This is a genomic window from Pseudomonas sp. FEMGT703P (genome assembly GCF_002786345.1).
Taxonomy (GTDB): domain Bacteria; phylum Pseudomonadota; class Gammaproteobacteria; order Pseudomonadales; family Pseudomonadaceae; genus Aquipseudomonas; species Aquipseudomonas peli.
Window position 1 is genome coordinate 45,985 of the sequence record NZ_PGCM01000005.1, and the last position, 19,226, is coordinate 65,210.

At 56.2% G+C, this 19,226-nt stretch carries 13 protein-coding genes; 12 read left to right on the forward strand and 1 reads right to left on the reverse strand.

Going from position 1 to position 19,226, the window contains the following annotated elements:
* Positions 1 to 6 precede the first annotated feature (6 nt).
* The 3 genes from CUR33_RS04130 (at position 7) to CUR33_RS04140 (ending at position 3,613) form a co-directional block, all read left to right on the forward strand.
* Positions 7 to 807: a thermonuclease family protein gene (locus tag CUR33_RS04130; RefSeq protein WP_289238784.1), complete on the forward strand. Its 801-nt coding sequence runs from the start codon at positions 7 to 9 to the stop codon at positions 805 to 807.
* The gene (locus CUR33_RS04135; RefSeq protein WP_448703096.1) at positions 804 to 2,243 is read left to right on the forward strand and encodes a M48 family metalloprotease; all 1,440 of its coding nucleotides are present in this window, start codon (positions 804 to 806) and stop codon (positions 2,241 to 2,243) included. Before CUR33_RS04130 ends, CUR33_RS04135 begins: the two co-directional genes overlap by 4 nt.
* Before the next feature lie 101 nt (positions 2,244 to 2,344).
* Positions 2,345 to 3,613, forward strand: a complete 1,269-nt coding sequence (locus tag CUR33_RS04140; protein WP_289238785.1) for a malic enzyme-like NAD(P)-binding protein — start codon at positions 2,345 to 2,347, stop codon at positions 3,611 to 3,613.
* Positions 3,614 to 3,709: 96 nt separating this feature from the next.
* On the opposite strand, the gene CUR33_RS04145 is transcribed toward CUR33_RS04140, so the two are convergent.
* On the reverse strand, positions 3,710 to 6,124 hold the full coding sequence (locus CUR33_RS04145) for a penicillin-binding protein 1A (protein WP_448703097.1): 2,415 nt from the start codon (positions 6,122 to 6,124) through the stop codon (positions 3,710 to 3,712).
* A gap of 184 nt (positions 6,125 to 6,308) precedes the next feature.
* On the opposite strand from CUR33_RS04145, the gene CUR33_RS04150 reads away from it, so the two are divergent.
* The 9 genes from CUR33_RS04150 (at position 6,309) to gltB (ending at position 19,208) form a co-directional block, all read left to right on the forward strand.
* On the forward strand, positions 6,309 to 7,373 hold the full coding sequence (locus CUR33_RS04150) for a pilus assembly protein PilM (RefSeq protein ID WP_090249972.1): 1,065 nt from the start codon (positions 6,309 to 6,311) through the stop codon (positions 7,371 to 7,373).
* Positions 7,373 to 7,945 (forward strand): PilN domain-containing protein, encoded by a 573-nt coding sequence (locus CUR33_RS04155; RefSeq protein ID WP_160085755.1) that lies wholly within the window; start codon positions 7,373 to 7,375, stop codon positions 7,943 to 7,945. The genes CUR33_RS04150 and CUR33_RS04155 overlap by 1 nt, the downstream gene beginning before the upstream one ends.
* Positions 7,942 to 8,565 (forward strand): type 4a pilus biogenesis protein PilO, encoded by a 624-nt coding sequence (gene pilO / locus CUR33_RS04160; RefSeq protein WP_289238787.1) that lies wholly within the window; start codon positions 7,942 to 7,944, stop codon positions 8,563 to 8,565. The genes CUR33_RS04155 and pilO overlap by 4 nt, the downstream gene beginning before the upstream one ends.
* Complete coding sequence (locus CUR33_RS04165; protein WP_282874818.1) at positions 8,562 to 9,086, forward strand: pilus assembly protein PilP; 525 nt, start codon at positions 8,562 to 8,564, stop codon at positions 9,084 to 9,086. The genes pilO and CUR33_RS04165 overlap by 4 nt, the downstream gene beginning before the upstream one ends.
* 55 nt (positions 9,087 to 9,141) lie before the next feature.
* Positions 9,142 to 11,250: a type IV pilus secretin PilQ gene (pilQ, locus tag CUR33_RS04170; protein WP_289238788.1), complete on the forward strand. Its 2,109-nt coding sequence runs from the start codon at positions 9,142 to 9,144 to the stop codon at positions 11,248 to 11,250.
* Between the two features lie 4 nt (positions 11,251 to 11,254).
* Complete coding sequence (gene aroK / locus CUR33_RS04175; RefSeq protein ID WP_289238789.1) at positions 11,255 to 11,773, forward strand: shikimate kinase AroK; 519 nt, start codon at positions 11,255 to 11,257, stop codon at positions 11,771 to 11,773.
* Between the two features lie 51 nt (positions 11,774 to 11,824).
* A complete protein-coding gene (aroB, locus tag CUR33_RS04180; RefSeq protein ID WP_289238790.1) occupies positions 11,825 to 12,928 on the forward strand; it encodes a 3-dehydroquinate synthase in 1,104 nt (367 codons plus the stop codon).
* Positions 12,929 to 12,938: 10 nt separating this feature from the next.
* The gene (locus tag CUR33_RS04185; RefSeq protein ID WP_289238791.1) at positions 12,939 to 14,519 is read left to right on the forward strand and encodes an AAA family ATPase; all 1,581 of its coding nucleotides are present in this window, start codon (positions 12,939 to 12,941) and stop codon (positions 14,517 to 14,519) included.
* Positions 14,520 to 14,759: 240 nt separating this feature from the next.
* The gene (gltB, locus tag CUR33_RS04190; RefSeq protein ID WP_289238792.1) at positions 14,760 to 19,208 is read left to right on the forward strand and encodes a glutamate synthase large subunit; all 4,449 of its coding nucleotides are present in this window, start codon (positions 14,760 to 14,762) and stop codon (positions 19,206 to 19,208) included.
* Positions 19,209 to 19,226: the final 18 nt, after the last annotated feature.

The following is a 19,226-nucleotide window of genomic DNA, read 5'->3' on the forward strand; positions in this document are numbered from 1 at the left end:
ACCCACATGGGTTTTACCTCGCTACTGAAAAAGGCGTCCCTCGTGGGCGCCTTTTTCGTTTTCGGAGTTTATGCAGGCGGCGCTCTGGCGTTCTGTCCGGCGCCGGGCAACCTGCCCGGTACCAAGGTGCAACGGGTGGTGGATGGCGACACCCTGCGCCTGGTCGATGGCCGCACAGTGCGGTTGATTGGCTTGAACAGCCCGGAGATGGGCCGGCAGGGGCGTTCCGCCGAGCCGTTTGCCGAGGCTGCGCGCCAACGCCTGCAGGCGCTGGTGGCGGCCAGTGATGGTCGAGTGGCCCTGCAGCTTGGTCGACAGGCCAAAGACCACTACGGGCGCACCCTGGCCCATGCCTATGACGACCGTGGTAATAATCTGGAAGCGCAGCTACTCGCCGAGGGCTTGGGCTATCAGGTGGCGGTTGCACCTAACCTGGCGCTGGTACAGTGCCAGCAAGCCGCCGAGCGCAGTGCGCGGCAGGCGCGTGCCGGGCTCTGGCAGCGTTCGCCGGTGCAAACCGCTGCACAGTTGAAAAGCGGCGGCTTTGCTCTGTTGCAGGGTCGGGTTGAGCGTATCGAACGCAATGGCGGCGGTCTGTGGCTGGAAATGGGCGATTCGCTGGTGCTGCATATCGCGCCCAAGGCGTTGGGCAATTTTGATTTGCGCGCGGTCGAAAGCCTTGACGGCCGCCAGGTCGAGGCTCGTGGCTGGGTGATCGACCGCTCCAGACGTGGCGGCTTGCGCGCGGGACAGGCGCGTTGGATGCTGCCATTGACTGATAAGGCCATGTTGGAGGCCCTGCCATGATCCTGCGTGTACTGACGCTCTCTGTCCTGCTGGTACAGTTAGCCGGCTGTGCGGTCAATCCGGCCACTGGCCGCAGCGATTTCGTGATGATGAGCGAGCAGCAGGAACTCGATCTCGGGCGCCGCTACAACCAGGAAATCCTCAAAGAAAACCCGCGCTATGCCGATGAGAAGCTGCAGGCCTACGTGCAGCAAGTCGGTGAGCGGGTAGCAAAGAATAGCCACCGCAACCAGCTGGCCTATCAGTTCACGGTGGTCGACAGCCCGGATATCAACGCCTTTGCCCTGCCGGGCGGCTACATCTATATCCATCGCGGGCTGCTGGCCTATCTCAGCTCGGAAGCCGAACTGGCCGCCGTGCTCGGTCATGAGGTCGGCCACGTCACCGCGCGGCACAGTGTGCAGCAGCAAAGCCAGTCCACTGCCTGGGGCTTGCTCGGCCAGGCCGTGGCGATTGGCACTGGCGTGGGTGCCGCTGCCGATGTCACCGGCGTGCTGGGCAGTGCCGTTGTCCGTGGTTATGGCCGCGACATGGAGTTGGAGGCCGATGGTCTGGGCGCTCAGTACCTGGCGCGCAGCGGTTATGACCCGCAGGCGATGATCGAAGTGGTCAAGGTGCTGAAAAATCAGGAAGACTTTGCCCGCGACCAAGCTACCGCGCGCGGTGAGGCGCAACCTGCGGGCGGCTACCACGGGCTGTTCGATACCCATCCGGATAACGACCGGCGTTTGCAGCAGGTGCTGGGCCCGGCGCGTGCCTTGGCTACCGGTCAGCAGGAGGTCAATCGCGAGGCCTTTCTCAAACGCCTTGAAGGTCTGCCCTTTGGCGACTCCGCCGATACCGGTGTGCGTCGCGGCCAGCGCTTTTACCATGCCGATCTGAACTTCACCCTGGCGTTTCCCAAGGGCTGGAGCCTGCTCAATCGCCCGGATGCGCTGATCGGTCACACCGCCGATCAGCAGGCGTTTATCGCCATGACCCTGGAAGATAACCCGCAGCAACTGACGCCGGCTGAACTGTTGCGCAAGCGCGTCGGCGGTCAGCGGTTGGTGGCCGGCGTCGAGTTGCAGCAGGCTGGTCTCAATGGCTACAGCGCGGTGATTCCAGGCACTGCCGCCAAACGCGTGGCGGTTATCCAGTATGGCTCACGGGTTTACCTGTTTGTCGGAGCGGTACGTGGTCGCGCCTCGCTGGAAACTCAGGATGAGCAGTTTCTCAGCGTGATCAAAAGCTTTCGGCCGATGACTAGCGCCGAGTTCCAGCAGGCGCAGCCGCTGCGCTTGCAGATGGTCAAGGTCAAGCCGGGACAAACCATCGAGGCGCTGGCCGAAGGCAGCAAGTTGCCGGGGGATGCGCTGAAGACCCTGCGCCTGCTGAATAACCTCTACCCATCAGGGCAGCCGCGTGCTGGCGACTGGCTGAAGGTCGTGCGCTAGGGCTGGCGTGTCCATCCGGACTCGTCAGTCTTGTGCAGCTGTATACAACTTGCGTATCCTCGCCGCCTGCCTGTTCAACAGCCCAAAGCGGAAATGCCAACATGTCTGATTTGAAAACAGCCGCTCTCGAATACCATGCGAATCCTCGTCCGGGTAAGCTGAGTGTCGAGCTCACCAAGCCCACCGCAACTGCGCGCGATCTGTCCCTGGCCTATAGCCCAGGTGTCGCTGAGCCTGTGCGCGAAATCGCGCGTGACCCGGAGCTGGCGTACCGCTACACCGGCAAAGGCAACCTGGTGGCAGTGATTTCCGACGGTACCGCTATTCTCGGCCTGGGCGACCTGGGCCCGCTGGCTTCCAAGCCGGTGATGGAAGGTAAGGGTGTGCTGTTCAAGCGTTTTGCCGGCATCGATGTATTCGATATCGAAGTCGAGTCTGAAAGCCCGCAGGCATTTATCGACACCGTACGTCGCATCTCGATCACCTTCGGTGGCATCAACCTGGAAGACATCAAGGCACCCGAGTGCTTTGAAATTGAACGCACGCTGATCGAACAGTGCGACATTCCAGTGTTCCACGATGACCAGCACGGCACCGCGATCGTGACTGCGGCCGGCATGCTCAACGCCCTGGAAATCGCCGGTAAAACACTGCCAGAGGCCAAAATTGTGTGCCTGGGTGCTGGCGCAGCCGCAATCTCCTGCATGAAGCTGCTGGTGAGCATGGGCGCCAAGGTCGAGAACATCTTTATGATCGACCGCAAAGGCGTGATCCACGCTGGCCGCGATGATCTCAATCAGTACAAAGCTGTGTTCGCCAGCGAAACCTCCAAGCGCACCATGGCTGATGCCCTGGACGGTGCCGATGTCTTCGTCGGCCTGTCGGGTGCCAACCTGCTGGCGGCTGAAGACCTCAAGCGCATGGCGCCTAATCCGATTGTGTTCGCTTGCTCCAACCCTGACCCGGAAATCAAACCGGAGCTGGCGCGCGAAGTGCGCAGCGATGTGATCATGGCTACCGGTCGTTCCGACTACCCGAACCAGGTCAATAACGTACTGGGCTTCCCGTTCATCTTCCGCGGTGCGCTGGACGTTCGTGCGACCCGTATCAACGAGGAAATGAAGATCGCCGCAGCCCTGGCGTTGCGTGATCTGGCCAAGCTGCCGGTGCCTCAGGAAGTCTGTGACGCTTACGGCGGTATTGCCCTGTCGTTCGGCCGTGAGTACATCATTCCGAAGCCGATGGACCCGCGCCTGATCACTGTGGTCTGCGATGCTGTGGCCAAGGCCGCGATTGAAAGCGGTGTGGCGACTCTGCCGTATCCGAAGCATTACCCGTTGCAGTCGGTAAACGACGTGTTCAACGGCTAATGGCTTAGCTCAAGAGCAATAAAAAACCCGCTAAGGCGGGTTTTTTATTGGCGCGATTTCCGGTTTGCTAAGCCGCTGCTTAAGGTGCCGAGTGGCTTAGAACAGGTCGATCGGCGCAGATTCGTCAGCGGGTAGCGGGCTACCCGGGATGTAGGTGCCCGGTTCAAACTCACCCATGGGCGGTGGTGAGTCCTCACTTTTGAACAGCTCAAAATAGGCTTCCGGTGTATCCGGTGTGGCAGCGCGCCCGCTGTGGGGATCGATACGCAGGGTTAGCAACCCTTCGGGTTCGGCCAGTAAATGGCTTGGCTTGTCCTTCAGCGCAGCAGCCATGTAGCTCATCCAGATCGGCAGGGCTACAGTGCCGCCATACTCATTGCGACCCAGGCTTTCCGGTTGATCAAAGCCGGCCCAGACCGTGGTGATGTAGTCGGCGTTATAACCAGAGAACCAGCTGTCTTTTGATTCGTTAGTGGTGCCAGTTTTGCCTGCCAGGTCATCACGGCCCAAGGCCATGGCGCGGCGCCCCGTACCGCGTTTGATCACATCTTGAAGCATGCTGGTCATGATGTAGGCGGTGCGCCCATCAATGATCTGCTCGGCAAGTACCGGCTCAGGCGGCAGAGGCTGGTCGCCGGTGCTGAGTGGTATCGTGCTGTTTTGTTCTGCGCGCTGAGCGATCCCAGTAGGTGTTTGCGCTGGGTTGGCGTTGAACAGCTGTTTGCCAGTGCGATCCTCAATCCGTTCGATCAAGTAGGGCTCGGTCTTATAGCCGCCGCTGGCAAACACGCTCCAGCCTTCGGCGATTTCCATTGGGGTCAGGCTTGCGGTGCCAAGCGCCAATGACAGGTTGGGCGGCAGGTCTTTTTTGTCAAAACCAAAACGCTCGATATAGCTCAAGGTGCTGGCAATACCGAGATCTTGCAGCAGGCGAATCGATACGAGGTTGCGCGAGCGGTACAAGGCTTCGCGTAGGCGGATCGGGCCCAGGAAGGTGTTGTTGTCATTCTTCGGTCGCCAAACCTGCGACAGCGCGTCATCGGCGAACACAATTGGCGCGTCATTCACCAGGGTGGCGGCGGTGTAGCCTTTATCCAGCGCGGCGCTGTACACGAAGGGTTTGAAGCTCGAGCCGGGTTGGCGCTTGGCCTGGGCGGCACGGTTGTAGTTGCTCTGCTCAAAAGAGAATCCGCCCACCAAGGCGCGAATGGCACCGTTGTTCGGATCCAGGGAAACAAGAGCGCTTTGTGCTGCGGGCAACTGAACGAAGCGCAGGCTTCCATCGTCCTGAGGCTGCACACGAATCAGGTCGCCTATCTGGCTGACATCGGCAGGCTGCTGTGGGCGTGGACCAAGGCTGTTGGTGTTAAGGAATGGTCGCGCCCACTTCATGCTGTCCCAAGCCACGGCCTGTTCTTCGCCGTTACGCAGCAGGACCATAATTCCGCTTTTCTCTACGCCGGTAACAATGGCCGGCTCCAGGCCGCCGAGAGACGTCTGCTTGCTCAGTTCGGTTAACCAATTTTCTTTGGTCATGCCGGGTAGTCTGCTTTCTGGTCCGCGATAGCCGTGGCGCTGGTCGTATGTGATCAAGCCTTCGCGTACGGCCGTATTGGCCGCCAGCTGAAGATCGCTCGGTACCGTGGTGGTGACATTAAAGCCTTCGGTGTAGGCCTCGCTGCCGTAACGCCCGACCATCTCGGCTCGCGCCATTTCGGCTATGTAAGGTGCTACCAGCTCGGGCGCTGGCACGTGGTAACTGACATTGATCGGCTCGGCGAGCGCCTCTTTGTAGCGCTGCTGGTCAATTCGACCCAGGCTGAACATGCGCCCGAGAATCCAGTCGCGGCGCTCAAGGGCGCGTGTTGGGTTGACTAGCGGATTGAAGCGCGAAGGCGCTTTAGGAAGTCCGGCAATCATGGCCATCTGTGAAAGAGTGACGTCGCGAATGGACTTACCGTAATACACCTGAGCGGCTGCTTCGATACCGTAGGCGCGATTACCGAGGTAAATCTTATTCACATAAAGTTCAAGAATTTCGTTCTTACTAAGCTCTCTCTCAATTTGCAGAGCTAGAAGTATCTCGTTGATCTTGCGTGAGAAACTTCTTTCACTGGTCAGGAAGAAGTTCTTTGCCACCTGCATGGTGATGGTGCTGCCACCACTCTGGATTTGCCCGCTTTTCAAGATTTGCGTCGCAGCGCGCATCAGGCTGGTCAGGTCGACGCCATAATGATTGGCAAAGTTGTCGTCTTCGGCTGCCAGCAGCGCGCTGATGAAGTCTTGGGGAATGTCGTCGAAGGCGATGGGCGAGCGGCGCATTTCACCAAACTCGGCAATCAGCTTGGCGTCGCTGCTGTAAACGCGCAAGGGAATCTGCAGCTGAATACTGCGCAATGATTCGACGGATGGAAGGCTGGGGCTAAGATAGAGGAAGGCACCGCTGAAACTGAGTACCAGACCACAAAAAGCGGCGAGGCTAGACCAGCAAAAAAAACGCAAAAGACGCATCAAGATTTTTGGATTTCCAGATAAAAGAACGGGTTAAGCGAAACACAAGGTTAAAAGAGAAAAACTGATCACATTATAAGCGGTTTTTTTGCCGGGTAGCCATTTGCGCTTCTGTCAAGACTGTTATTTAATGTGAAAAAACATAAATAGTCCGTAAGTCGCGGATGCCAATAGGAAATCGGTCGTGCTAGGGCTCTTCAATAAGAAAGCGAATACGCTACTCGGGATCGATATCAGTTCGACCTCCGTCAAGCTCCTCGAATTGAGCCGCTCCGGAAGCCGCTACAAGGTAGAGGCTTACGCAGTCGAGCCGCTCCCGCCAAACGCGGTGGTCGAGAAAAACATCGCCGAGCTGGAAGGTGTGGGTCAGGCCCTTTCACGCGTGCTAGCGAAGGCTAAGAGCGGTGTAAAAACCGTCGCCGTCGCGGTTGCCGGCTCTGCAGTTATTACCAAGACCATCGAAATGGAAGCCGGGCTTTCTGATGATGAGCTCGAAAACCAACTGAAGATCGAAGCCGACCAGTACATCCCCTACCCCTTAGAAGAAGTTGCCATCGATTTCGAGGTGCAGGGCGCATCCCCGCGTAATGCCGATCGAGTTGAGGTGCTGCTCGCAGCATGTCGCAAGGAGAACGTCGAGGTTCGTGAGGCCGCTCTTGCGCTTGCTGGTCTCACCGCCAAAGTGGTTGATGTCGAGGCTTATGCCTTGGAGCGCGCCTATGGTTTGTTGATTGACCAATTGGGTGGTGGTCGCGATGAGCTGACCGTAGCGGTTGTCGACATTGGCGCCACCATGACCACCCTCAGTGTTCTCCACAACGGCCGTACCATCTACACCCGCGAGCAACTGTTTGGTGGCAAGCAGTTGACCGAAGAGATTCAGCGTCGTTACGGCTTGTCAGTTGAAGAGGCAGGCCTTGCCAAGAAGCAAGGCGGCTTACCGGATGACTATGACAGCGAAGTATTGCAGCCTTTTAAAGAGGCCGTGGTGCAACAAGTCGCTCGATCGCTGCAGTTCTTTTTCGCCGCAGGTCAGTTCAATGATGTTGACTACATCCTGTTGGCAGGCGGAACTGCGTCGATTCCAGACCTTGATCGTTTGATTCAGCAAAAAATCGGCACTCAGACATTGGTCGCTAACCCATTCGCTGAAATGGCACTGAGTGGAAAGGTCAACGCTGGTGCGCTCGCCAGTGATGCGCCAGCCTTGATGATTGCCTGTGGTCTGGCAATGAGGAGTTTCGACTAATGGCGCGGATTAACCTTTTACCTTGGCGCGAGCAGCTGCGCGAAGAGCGCAAGCAGCGCTTTCTAGTAACACTTGCTGGTGTCTTTATCGTAGCAGCAGGCACTGTATTTCTTGGGGATCAATATCTTAATGGTGCTATTGAGCAACAGGATGCTCGGAATGAGTTTGTCCGTAAGGAAATTGCTGTTCTGGATGCGCGCATTAAAGAAATTAGTGAGCTGAAAACCCGTCGTCAGCAGCTTCTTGAGCGGATGAAGATCATTCAGGATTTACAAGGTAATCGACCTATTATTGGTCGTGTCTTTGACCAGTTAGTTAGAACACTACCTGATGGTGTGCATTTCACTGCAGTAAAAATGGCTGCTAAGAATATCTCAATTGTTGGCGCGGCTGAATCTAACAATCGTGTATCGAATCTGATGCGAAATTTAGACGCTTCAGAGTGGCTAACGGCGCCGAATCTAACTGAAGTTAAGTCTGTTACGGCCGGGGCGGTTGATCAGGCTAATGTGTTTCAGCTAAGTGTGCAGCAGACCCAGCCTGCGCTTGCTCCTGAGGAGGCTAAGCAATGAGCCTTAATGATTCTTTAGAAAGCCTGCGTCAGATTGATCTAAATGATCTTGATTTTAATAATGTTGGCTCGTGGCCAGCAGCAGTAAAGTTTATATCAGGCATTCTTCTGTTCGTGATTGTTGTTGCGCTGGGTTACAACTTCCACCTTAAAGATTTGCAAGTCCAGTTAGAGATTAAGCATGCAGAGGAAATTACTCTTAAAGAGCAGTTCTCAACGAAAGCCTTTCAAGCTGCAAACTTAGATGCTTATAAGAATCAGATGCAAGAGATGGAGGTTTCCTTTGGGGCTCTGTTAAAACAGCTCCCAAGTGATACTGAGGTTCCTGGCCTGCTTGAAGATATTACGCGGACAGGGTTGGGTAGTGGCTTAGAGTTTGAAGAAATTAAGCTTTTACCTGAGGTTGCTCAGCAATTTTATATTGAGCTGCCAATTCAGGTGAAGGTTGTTGGCAGTTACCACGATCTAGCAACCTTTGTTAGTGGTGTTGCTAGTCTTCCGCGGATAGTTACTCTTCATGATTTTGATTTGGCGCCAGCGGTTGCTGGTAGTTCATCTAAGTTGAGGATGAATATACTTGCAAAAACTTATCGATATAATGATAAAGGAGGCCAGCAATGAGCTTTCGTTTGTTGTTAATTTTTATTTTATTTTTTGGCCTTGCTGGTTGCGGAGCCAGTAGTGATTTTACTGACTTGCAGTCTTTTATGGAGGAGATTCGTGCGCGACCAAAGGGTGAGATCGAGCCGCTGCCGAAATTTCAAATGTACGAAAACTTTACTTATGGTGCCGCATCATTAAGAAGTCCATTTCAACCGCCCGTTACATTGGAACTCATTGCAAAGCAGAAAGGGGGCGAAGATGTAAGGCCTGATGAGGCTCGTACGAAACAGTTTCTCGAAGGCTTCAATATCGAAGTGTTTGACATGGTTGGTGTGCTGTCTAATTCAAGCGGATTTTTTGCCTTGATAAGCGGTGCTGGTGGTGTACATAGGGTCAAAGTCGGTGACTACCTCGGGCGAAATCATGGGCGTATTCAAGCTTTAGATGAGTCTAGAATTGAAGTCATTGAGATAGTTCCAGATGGTGAAGGTGGTTGGTTAGAGCGGCCGCGCAGCTTATCCCTTAAGGAGCGCTCTTAATTAAGGGTGTGATGACTATGAAAAAAATAATCAATTTGCTCGGCGGAATAATATTATGAGTAATCAGTTCTCTATTTGTGGTCTCACGCTCATTGCAGTGATTTTTACTGGTTCTAGTTTTGCTGCGAATTTACAGACTTTGGATGTTGCGGCATTGCCTGGAGACAGAGTCGAACTCAAGCTCACCTTTGATGAGCCGGTTCTAGCTCCACGTGGATATACTATTGAGCAGCCTGCTCGAATCGCCTTAGATTTGCCTGGAGTGTCAAATAAGCTGGGTGCGAAAAATCGCGAGCTTGGCGTAGGCAATGCTCGTAGTGTGACTGTGGTTGAGGCCAAAGATCGGACTCGTTTGATAGTTAATCTTACAACTCTGGCACCATACAGTACACGTGCCGAAGGGAATAATTTATATGTTGTCGTCGGCGAGCGTTCTAGTGCTGTTGCTCCAGTGTTGAGTGCTGCTCGATCAGATTCGATGCCGCAGAAAGATAAGTATGAATCAATTGGTAAAGGAATAAACAGTATAGATTTCCAGCGAGGTGATCAGGGGGAAGGCAATATTATTATCGGCCTCGCGGACTCAGCTATTAGTCCTGATATTCAGGATCAGGGCGGAAAGATTAAGTTGAAATTCTCTAAGGCTGAAATTCCGGAAGCTTTGAGGGTAAAGCTGGATGTAAAAGATTTTGCTACGCCTGTTCAGTTTGTTAGTTCTTCTGAGGTCGGTGGAGATGCTGTTATAGTTATCGAGCCTGTTGGTTTTTATGATTACCTGGCTTATCAGGCTGATAATAAGCTAACTATAAGTGTAAAGCCGTTGAGTCAGAGCGATGTTGAGCAGCAAAAGAAAGAGAGTTTTGCCTACAGTGGCGAAAAGCTCTCTTTGAATTTTCAAGATATCGATGTTCGCTCAGTGCTGCAGTTGATCGCTGATTTTACTGACCTCAATCTGGTTGCTAGTGATACTGTTTCTGGAAATATCACATTACGTTTGCAAAACGTTCCTTGGGATCAAGCACTTGATCTCGTTTTGAAAACTAAAGGCCTAGATAAACGCAAGGTAGGTAACGTCTTGATGGTCGCGCCGGCGGACGAGATCGCAGCGCGCGAACGGCAGGAGCTAGAAGCTCAGAAACAAGTGGCTGAGTTAGCTCCACTCCGTAAAGATGTTATTCAACTGAATTATGCTAAGGCATCTGATATAGCGAAAATATATGAGGATAATGATTCGCAAGGAGCACTTAAGGATGATATGCGCGGTTCCGTTATTTTCGACGACAGGACAAATACCCTTATTGTTACGCTTACTCAAGAAAGGATTGATGAGCTTCGTCGTATTGTTACTCAGCTAGACATTCCGGTCCGCCAAGTTATGATCGAGGCGCGTATAGTTGAGGCCAATGTGGATTTTGATAAGTCACTCGGTGTCCGTTGGGGTGGTAATTTTTGGACTGGTGATAAGTGGAATGCCTGGGGCAAAGATGGAGATTTAGGTGTTGAGGAGAATGATGAAGGCGGTACGGTTGGGCGTTTTCCAGGCCTCAGGACTTCCCCAGTGAATAGTCCTTTTGTTGACTTGGGTGCTGCGGCGGCGACAAGCGGGTTTGGTATCGGTTTTGTTACAGATAACGTTATTTTGGATCTTCAGTTGAGCGCTATGGAGAAAACGGGCTCTGGCGAGGTTGTCTCCCAGCCTAAAGTTGTTACAGCAGACAAGGAGACAGCAAAGATTTTGAAAGGTTCTGAAGTGCCTTATCAGGAGGCCAGTTCCAGCGGTGCAACAAGTACATCTTTTAAGCAAGCCGCTCTGTCTCTTGAGGTTACGCCCCAAATTACGCCAGATAATCGTGTAATAATTGAGGTTAAGGTAACTAAAGATGCGCCTGATTTTTCGCAAGCTGCAGCAACAGGCGGTGTGCCATCAATCAATAAAAATGAGGTTAATGCTAAGGTTCTTGTTGCTGATGGTGAAACAATTGTAATTGGCGGTGTTTTTTCTAATACTCAGTCTAAATCGGTAGATAAGGTTCCGTTCTTGGGAGATCTTCCATATTTAGGTCGCCTCTTCCGGCGCGACTTGGTGCAGGATAAAAAGTCTGAGCTACTTATTTTCCTGACTCCTCGCATTATGAACAATCAAACCATCGCGGTGAGCCGCTGATTCAGTGCGGAATTTGATTCTTGTTGGCCCGATGGGCGCTGGTAAAAGCACCATCGGGCGCCTGCTTGCTAAAGAGTTGCGGTTGCCGTTCAAAGACTCTGATAAAGAGATTGAGCAACGTACGGGCGCAGATATTCCCTGGATCTTTGATGTTGAAGGTGAGCAGGGATTTCGTGAGCGTGAGCAGGCGGTGATCGCAGATCTTTGCGATGTTGATGGTATGGTGCTTGCCACCGGCGGCGGTGCAGTGATGCGTGCTGAAAACCGTGTTGCCCTTAGGCGCGGTGGGCGTGTGGTATATCTGCATGCGTCTGTCGAGCAGCAGGTGGATCGTACTTCACGTGATCGAAATCGCCCCCTGTTGCGGGCGGCAGATCCAGGTAAGGTTCTGGCTGATCTGTTGGCAGTCCGTGATCCGCTTTACCGTGAAATCGCCGACGTAGTAGTCGAAACTGACGAGCGTCCTCCTCGTCTGGTGGTACAAGAGATCCTTGAGCGTCTTGAGGCGCTTTCTCCCCGTTAAAGCGCAGGCTGAACTGCGCTATCCTAGGCCCCTTTGAAACCTGGGGGCTCTATGCAAACTCTTCATGTCGATCTTGGTGAGCGCAGCTACCCGATCTATATCGGTGGCGAGCTGTTGGCTCGTGATGATGTGTTGGCGGCCCACATTGTTGGTCGTCAAGTCGCGATCGTAACCAATGAGACAGTTGCTCCCCTATATCTCGCAGCGCTTGAGCGCTCGCTTACTGGTTTTGCCGTAACTTCTGTGGTTTTGCCTGATGGCGAAAGTTACAAAACCTGGGAAACCCTGCAGCTGATTTTTGACGGGTTGCTAGGTGCGCGGCATGACCGGCGCACGACCGTTATTGCTCTTGGGGGCGGCGTAATTGGTGATATGGCGGGGTTTGCAGCGTCGTGTTACCAGCGCGGTGTCAATTTTATCCAGGTGCCAACAACATTGCTGTCTCAGGTCGATTCGTCGGTTGGCGGTAAAACCGGGATCAACCACCCGTTGGGTAAGAATATGGTGGGTGCCTTTTACCAGCCGCAAGCTGTAATGATCGATACTGCTACGCTCGCTACCTTGCCCGCTCGAGAATTGTCAGCCGGTTTGGCCGAGGTGATTAAGTACGGTTTGATCTGTGATGAGCCCTTCCTGTCCTGGCTTGAGGCACATATGCCAGCATTGCGCGCGCTAGATCAGGAGGCCCTGACTGCTGCAATTGCTCATTCCTGCGCGGCCAAAGCCCGTGTGGTTGCGGCGGATGAGCGTGAGTCAGGTGTGCGCGCTACGTTGAATCTTGGGCACACCTTCGGCCATGCCATCGAGACGCACCAAGGCTATGGTTCGTGGCTGCATGGTGAAGCGGTGGCGGCGGGTACTGTCATGGCGTTGGATATGTCTGAGCGGTTGGGCTGGATTAGCAAGCCCGAGCGCGAGCGTGCTGTTCGGTTGTTTATGGCTGCAGGGTTGCCGGTTGTTCCACCTGAGGATATGACGCCTGAGGATTTTATGGAGCATATGGCGGTCGACAAGAAAGTCCTTGATGGCAAGCTGCGTCTGGTGTTGTTACGTGGCTTGGGTGAGGCGGTTGTAACCGGTGATTTTCCCCGGGAAATTTTGAATGCCACGCTGAGCGCAGACTATGCGGCTCAGCGGGCTCAGATTAAAAATTAACGAGTGTCCCATGACAAGTCTGCATGCTGACGAGGCGTTTCTCGATCATTACCACTTCACCCACGACCCTTTTGCTTCGAGGGTGCCGGGGTTTAAGTTTTTCCCTGCCCAGCGCAAGCCTGTGCTGGGTCAGTTGCACCATCTGGCGCGTTACAGTCAGTTGTTGCTGGTGGTCAGTGGGCCGGAAGGCAGTGGCAAGACCCTGCTCCGCCAGGCGCTGGTAGCGAGTACCAATAAGCAGGCAGTGCAGAGTGTTGTGGTGTCCGCCAAGGGCGCTTCGGATCCTGCGAGCATTTTGCGTCAGGTCGCGCAGGGGTTGCAGGTGCAGCGGCCAGAGCTGTCGGCCATTCTTGCGCAGGTTGGGCAATTAGCGCTGACCGGGCAGGAAGTCTATGTGCTGGTGGATGATGCTGAAGATCTCAGTGATGCGGCCTTGACCAGCTTGCTGAGTCTGGCGGTTGGCAATGCGGAAGGGCGTCCGCATGTTTTTCTGTTTGCTGATTCACAGCTGCTGATGCGGCTTGAGCGTGTGGCTGCGGGTGATGAGTGCTTTCATGTCATCGAGTTGCAGCCCTACAGCGAGGATGAGACGCGCGAGTATCTGGCTCAGCGTCTTGAGGGTGCGGGGCAGGGCATTGAGGTGTTGAGTGATGACCAGGTTGCCGATATTCATGAGCAATCTTCCGGCTGGCCGGGCGTAATCAATCAGGTTGCGCGCGAGTCGCTGGTTGAGGCGATGTTGGCGCAGCGTGGTGCGGCGAGTCGTGGTGGTTTTTCCTTCAGTTTGCCGCGCAAGCATTTGCTGGCCCTTTGTGTGGTGGCTATCGGCGTGCTGGCTGCCTGGTTTATGCAAGGTCGGGTGGCTGAGGATGTTGATACGCCGGTGATTGCACAGTTGCCACTCGGTGAAACTCCCCCGTCTGTCGTGGTGGCGGAGCCAGGTGCGACAGCTGCTCCGGCGGTTGCGCCGGCGATTCAATTTGAGGGTGCCAATCAGCCACTGCCGCTGCCTTTGGTGGGCGAAGCGCAGCCGGTGATTCGTGAGCCTTTGGCGCAGGCCGCCGGTTTGAGTGGCGCTGAAGAAACTGACGCTGCGGGTGTGTCAGGCGCTGCGGATATCGCGCCTGAGCCGGCTGTGTCAGCAAGTGTTCCGGTGGCGCCAGTTGTGCCTGAGCCGGTTAAGGTGGCACCTGTGGTTGCGCCGCCTGCTGCGCCTGTGGTCAAACCGGTTGCGCCAGTGGTCACAGCGGCACCGTCTCCAGCAAAGCCGAAAGCTCCGCCCCCTGCGGCCAAGCCGGCGGCTGGCGGTGATTGGTATGCTGCGCAGGCGGGCTCGCGTTATACCCTGCAGATTCTCGGCGCGCGTTTGGAGAGTGGTGCTCAGGCGTTTGTAAAAGCCAATGGTGCGGATTACCACTATTTCAAGAAGCAGCATCAGGGCAAGCCGCTGTACGTAGTGACCTATGGCAGCTTTGTCACGCGTGATGCGGCGCAAGCGGCCTTGCGTACCCTGCCTGCGAAGGTGCAGGCTGGTAAGCCCTGGCCGCGTAACTTCGCCGGCATTCAGCAAGAGATTGCTCAGGCGCGCTAGCTGATACACTTCAGCGCTTGCGCTGACCGGTCGGTCGCTATCACGACCTTCCGGTCTTATCCTTCGTTTTCGCGACATATTTTTTCAAGGGTTCGTCACTAAGGTTTGTGACGGCATAGGCGGGTATGTACAATAACTGCCCTTTCGCCTGCGCAAAGCTGGGGCCTAGCCCTGCGCGTATGGTAAGTGGTTGAATTAGAAAGTAATTGCCTTGTGATAGGCCGTCTGGTGAGAGTCCCTATGAAAGCAGGTTTGTACCGTCCTGATGAGTTCAAGGATAACTGCGGCTTCGGCCTTATCGCCCATATGCAGGGTGAGGCTAGCCATCACCTGCTGCAGACCGCGATTGAAGCCCTGACATGCATGACCCACCGTGGCGGGATCAACGCCGACGGTAAGACCGGTGACGGTTGCGGTCTGCTGATCCAGAAGCCTGATGCTTTCCTGCGGGCCATGGCCCAGCAGCACTTTGCCGTCGAGCTGCCTAAGCAGTACGCCGTCGGCATGGTGTTCTTCAACCAAGATCCAGTGAAGGCTGAAGCGGCCCGCGAAAACATGAATCGCGAGATTCTTGCTGCCGGCCTGAGCCTGGTCGGCTGGCGCAAAGTGCCAATCGACACCAGCGTACTCGGCCGCTTAGCGCTTGAGCGTCTGCCGCAAATCGAGCAGGTGTTTATCGGCGGCGAAGGCCTGTCCGATCAGGAATTCGCGATCAAGCTGTTCAGCGCACGTCGTCGCTCTTCGGTGGCTAACGCGGCTGACAGCGATCACTACATCTGCAGCTTTTCGCACAAGACCATCATCTACAAAGGCCTGATGATGCCGGCTGACCTGCAGCAGTTCTACCCGGATCTGGGTGACGAGCGCCTGCAAACCGCCATTTGCGTATTCCACCAGCGCTTCTCTACTAACACCCTGCCGAAGTGGCCGCTGGCTCAGCCCTTCCGCTTCCTGGCGCACAACGGTGAAATCAATACCATCACCGGCAACCGTAACTGGGCGCAGGCGCGCCGTATGAAGTTCGCCAACGACCAGATCTTTGATTTGGATGAGCTTGGCCCGCTGGTCAACCGCGTGGGTTCCGACTCCTCGAGCATGGACAACATGCTCGAGCTGATGGTCACCGGTGGCATCGACCTGTTCCGTGGCGTGCGCATGATCATTCCGCCCGCGTGGCAGAACGTCGAAACCATGGACGCCGATCTGCGCGCGTTCTACGAATACAACTCCATGCACATGGAACCCTGGGATGGTCCGGCCGGTGTGGTACTCACCGATGGCCGCCATGCGGTGTGCCTGCTCGACCGTAACGGTCTGCGTCCGGCGCGCTGGGTCACCACCAAGAACGGCTACATCACCCTGGCGTCGGAAATCGGCGTGTGGAACTACGCTCCCGAGGACGTATTGGCCAAGGGCCGCGTAGGCCCGGGTCAGATCCTCGCGGTGGACACCGAAACCGGGCAGATCCTCGGCAGCGACGACATCGACAACCGTCTGAAGTCGCGTCACCCCTACAAGCAGTGGATGCGCAAGAGTGCCCAGCGCATTCAGGCGACCCTGGAAGACCGCGATCACGGTTCGGCGTTCTACGACGTCGACCAGCTCAAGCAGTACATGAAGATGTACCAGGTCACCTTCGAGGAGCGTGATCAGGTGCTGCGTCCGCTGGGTGAACAAGGCCAGGAAGCAGTCGGCTCCATGGGCGATGACACGCCGATGGCCGTGCTCAGCCAGCGCGTGCGCTCGCCGTACGACTACTTCCGCCAGCAGTTCGCGCAGGTAACCAACCCGCCGATCGACCCGCTGCGTGAAGCCATCGTCATGTCGCTGGAGATCTGCCTCGGTGCCGAGCGCAATATCTTCGAAGAGTCGCCAGAACACGCCGCTCGCGTGATTCTCAGCAGCCCGGTGATTTCGCCGGCCAAGTGGCGCGCCTTGATGAACCTGGATCGCCCAGGCTTCGAGCGTCAGCTGATCGACATGAACTACGACGAGTCGCTCGGCCTGGAAGCGGCCGTGCGCAACATGGCCGATCAGGCTGAAGAAGCGGTGCGCGCCGGTAAGGTGCTGCTGGTTCTGTCTGACCGCCACATTGCTCCAGGCAAGCTGCCGGCTCACGCCTCGCTGGTTACCGGTGCGATTCACCACCGTCTGACCGAGAAAGGCCTGCGTTGCGACTGCAATATCCTGGTCGAGACTGCGACTGCCCGCGATCCGCACCACTATGCAGTGCTGCTCGGCTTCGGCGCGTCGGCGGTTTATCCGTTCCTGGCTTACGAAGTGCTGGGCGACCTGATCCGCACCGGCGAAGTGCTGGGCGATCTGTACGAAGTGTTCAAGCACTACCGCAAAGGCATCTCCAAAGGCCTGCTGAAGATCCTGTCGAAGATGGGTATCTCCACTGTTGCCTCCTACCGAGGTGCGCAGCTGTTTGAAGCGGTCGGCCTGGCCGATGACGTTACCGAGCTGTGCTTCCGTGGTGTGGCCAGCCGCATCAAGGGCGCTCGCTTCGTCGATATCGAAAACGAGCAGAAGCTGCTCGCGGCCGAAGCCTGGAACGCGCGCAAGTCGATCCAGCAAGGCGGCTTGCTCAAGTTCGTTTACGGCGGCGAGTACCACGCCTACAACCCGGATGTGGTCAACACCCTGCAGGCGGCGGTGCAGCAAGGTAGCTACGAAAAATTCAAGGAATACACCACGCTGGTCGACACCCGTCCGGTGTCGATGCTGCGCGACCTGCTGAAACTGAAGCTGGCCGATCAGCCGCTGGCGCTGGATCAGGTTGAGCCACTGGGCGATATCCTCAAGCGCTTCGACTCTGCCGGGATTTCCCTTGGCGCGTTGTCGCCTGAGGCGCACGAAGCCATTGCCGAGGCGATGAACCGTCTGGGTGCCCGCTCCAACTCCGGTGAGGGCGGCGAAGACCCGGCCCGTTACGGCACCGTGCGCAGCTCGAAGATCAAGCAGGTGGCCACCGGCCGTTTCGGTGTAACCCCGGAATATCTGGTCAACGCCGAAGTGCTGCAGATCAAGGTTGCTCAGGGCGCCAAGCCCGGTGAGGGCGGCCAGCTGCCGGGCGGCAAGGTCAACGGTCTGATCGCCAAACTGCGTTACGCAGTGCCGGGCGTGACCCTGATTTCGCCACCACCGCACCACGACATTTATTCCATCGAAGACCTGGCGCAGCTGATCTATGACCTCAAACAGGTCAACCCGGCCGCTCTGGTGTCGGTCAAGCTGGTGGCGGAAGCCGGTGTCGGCACCATCGCCGCCGGTGTGGCCAAGGCTTACGCCGACCTGATCACCATCTCCGGTTACGACGGTGGCACCGGCGCATCGCCGCTGACCTCGATCAAGTACGCCGGTGCGCCGTGGGAACTCGGCCTTGCCGAAACCCACCAAACCCTGCGCGGCAACGATCTGCGCGGCAAGGTGCGGGTACAGACCGACGGCGGCCTGAAAACCGGCCTGGACGTGATCAAGGCGGCCATACTAGGCGCCGAAAGCTTCGGCTTCGGTACTGCGCCGATGATCGCTCTGGGCTGTAAATACCTGCGCATCTGTCACCTGAACAACTGCGCCACCGGCGTGGCCACGCAGAACGACAAGCTGCGCAAGGATCACTTCATCGGCACCGTCGAAATGGTGATGAACTTCTTCACCTATGTCGCCGAAGAAACCCGCGAGTGGCTGGCCAAGCTGGGTGTCCGCAGCCTGGAAGAGCTGATCGGGCGTACCGATCTGCTGGAAATTCTGCCGGGCGAAACCGCCAAGCAGGGGTATCTGGACCTGACGCCGCTGCTCGGCAGCGACCACATTCCGGCCGACAAGCCGCAGTTCTGCCTGGTTGATCGCAATCCGCCGTTCGACGAAGGCCTGCTGGCCGAGAAGATGGTCGAGCTGGTCAAGCCGGCGATTGAGGCAGCCAGCGGTGCTGAGATTGATCTGGAAATCTGCAACTGTGACCGTTCCATCGGTGCCCGTGTCTCCGGCGAAATCGCCCGCAAACACGGCAACCAGGGCATGGCCAAGGCGCCGATCACCTTCCGCTTCAAGGGCACTGCGGGCCAGAGCTTCGGTGTGTGGAACGCCGGTGGTCTGAACCTATACCTTGAAGGCGACGCCAACGACTACGTCGGCAAGGGCATGACCGGCGGCAAGCTGGTGATCACCCCGCCGAAAGGCAGCCCGTTCAAGACCCAGGACAGCGCCATCATCGGCAACACCTGTCTGTACGGCGCCACTGGCGGCAAGCTGTTCGCCGCGGGTACTGCGGGCGAGCGTTTCGCCGTGCGTAACTCCGGTGCACACACCGTGGTTGAAGGCACAGGCGACCATTGCTGCGAATACATGACCGGTGGCTTTGTCTGCGTACTGGGCAAGACCGGCTACAACTTCGGTTCCGGCATGACCGGCGGTTTCGCCTATGTGCTGGATCTGGATAACAGCTTCTACGACCGCGTTAACCACGAGCTGGTGGAAATTCAGCGGATCAATAATGAGTCGATGGAGGCTTACCGTAGCCACCTGGAGCGCGTGCTCGCCGAGTACGTCCAGGAAACATCGAGTGAGTGGGGCGCGACCCTGCTGGAAAACCTGGACGACTACCTGCGCAAGTTCTGGCTGGTCAAACCGAAGGCGGCAAGCCTGAAATCGTTGCTCTCCAGCACCCGTGCCAACCCGCAATAAGAATGCGCCTGAAGTGGT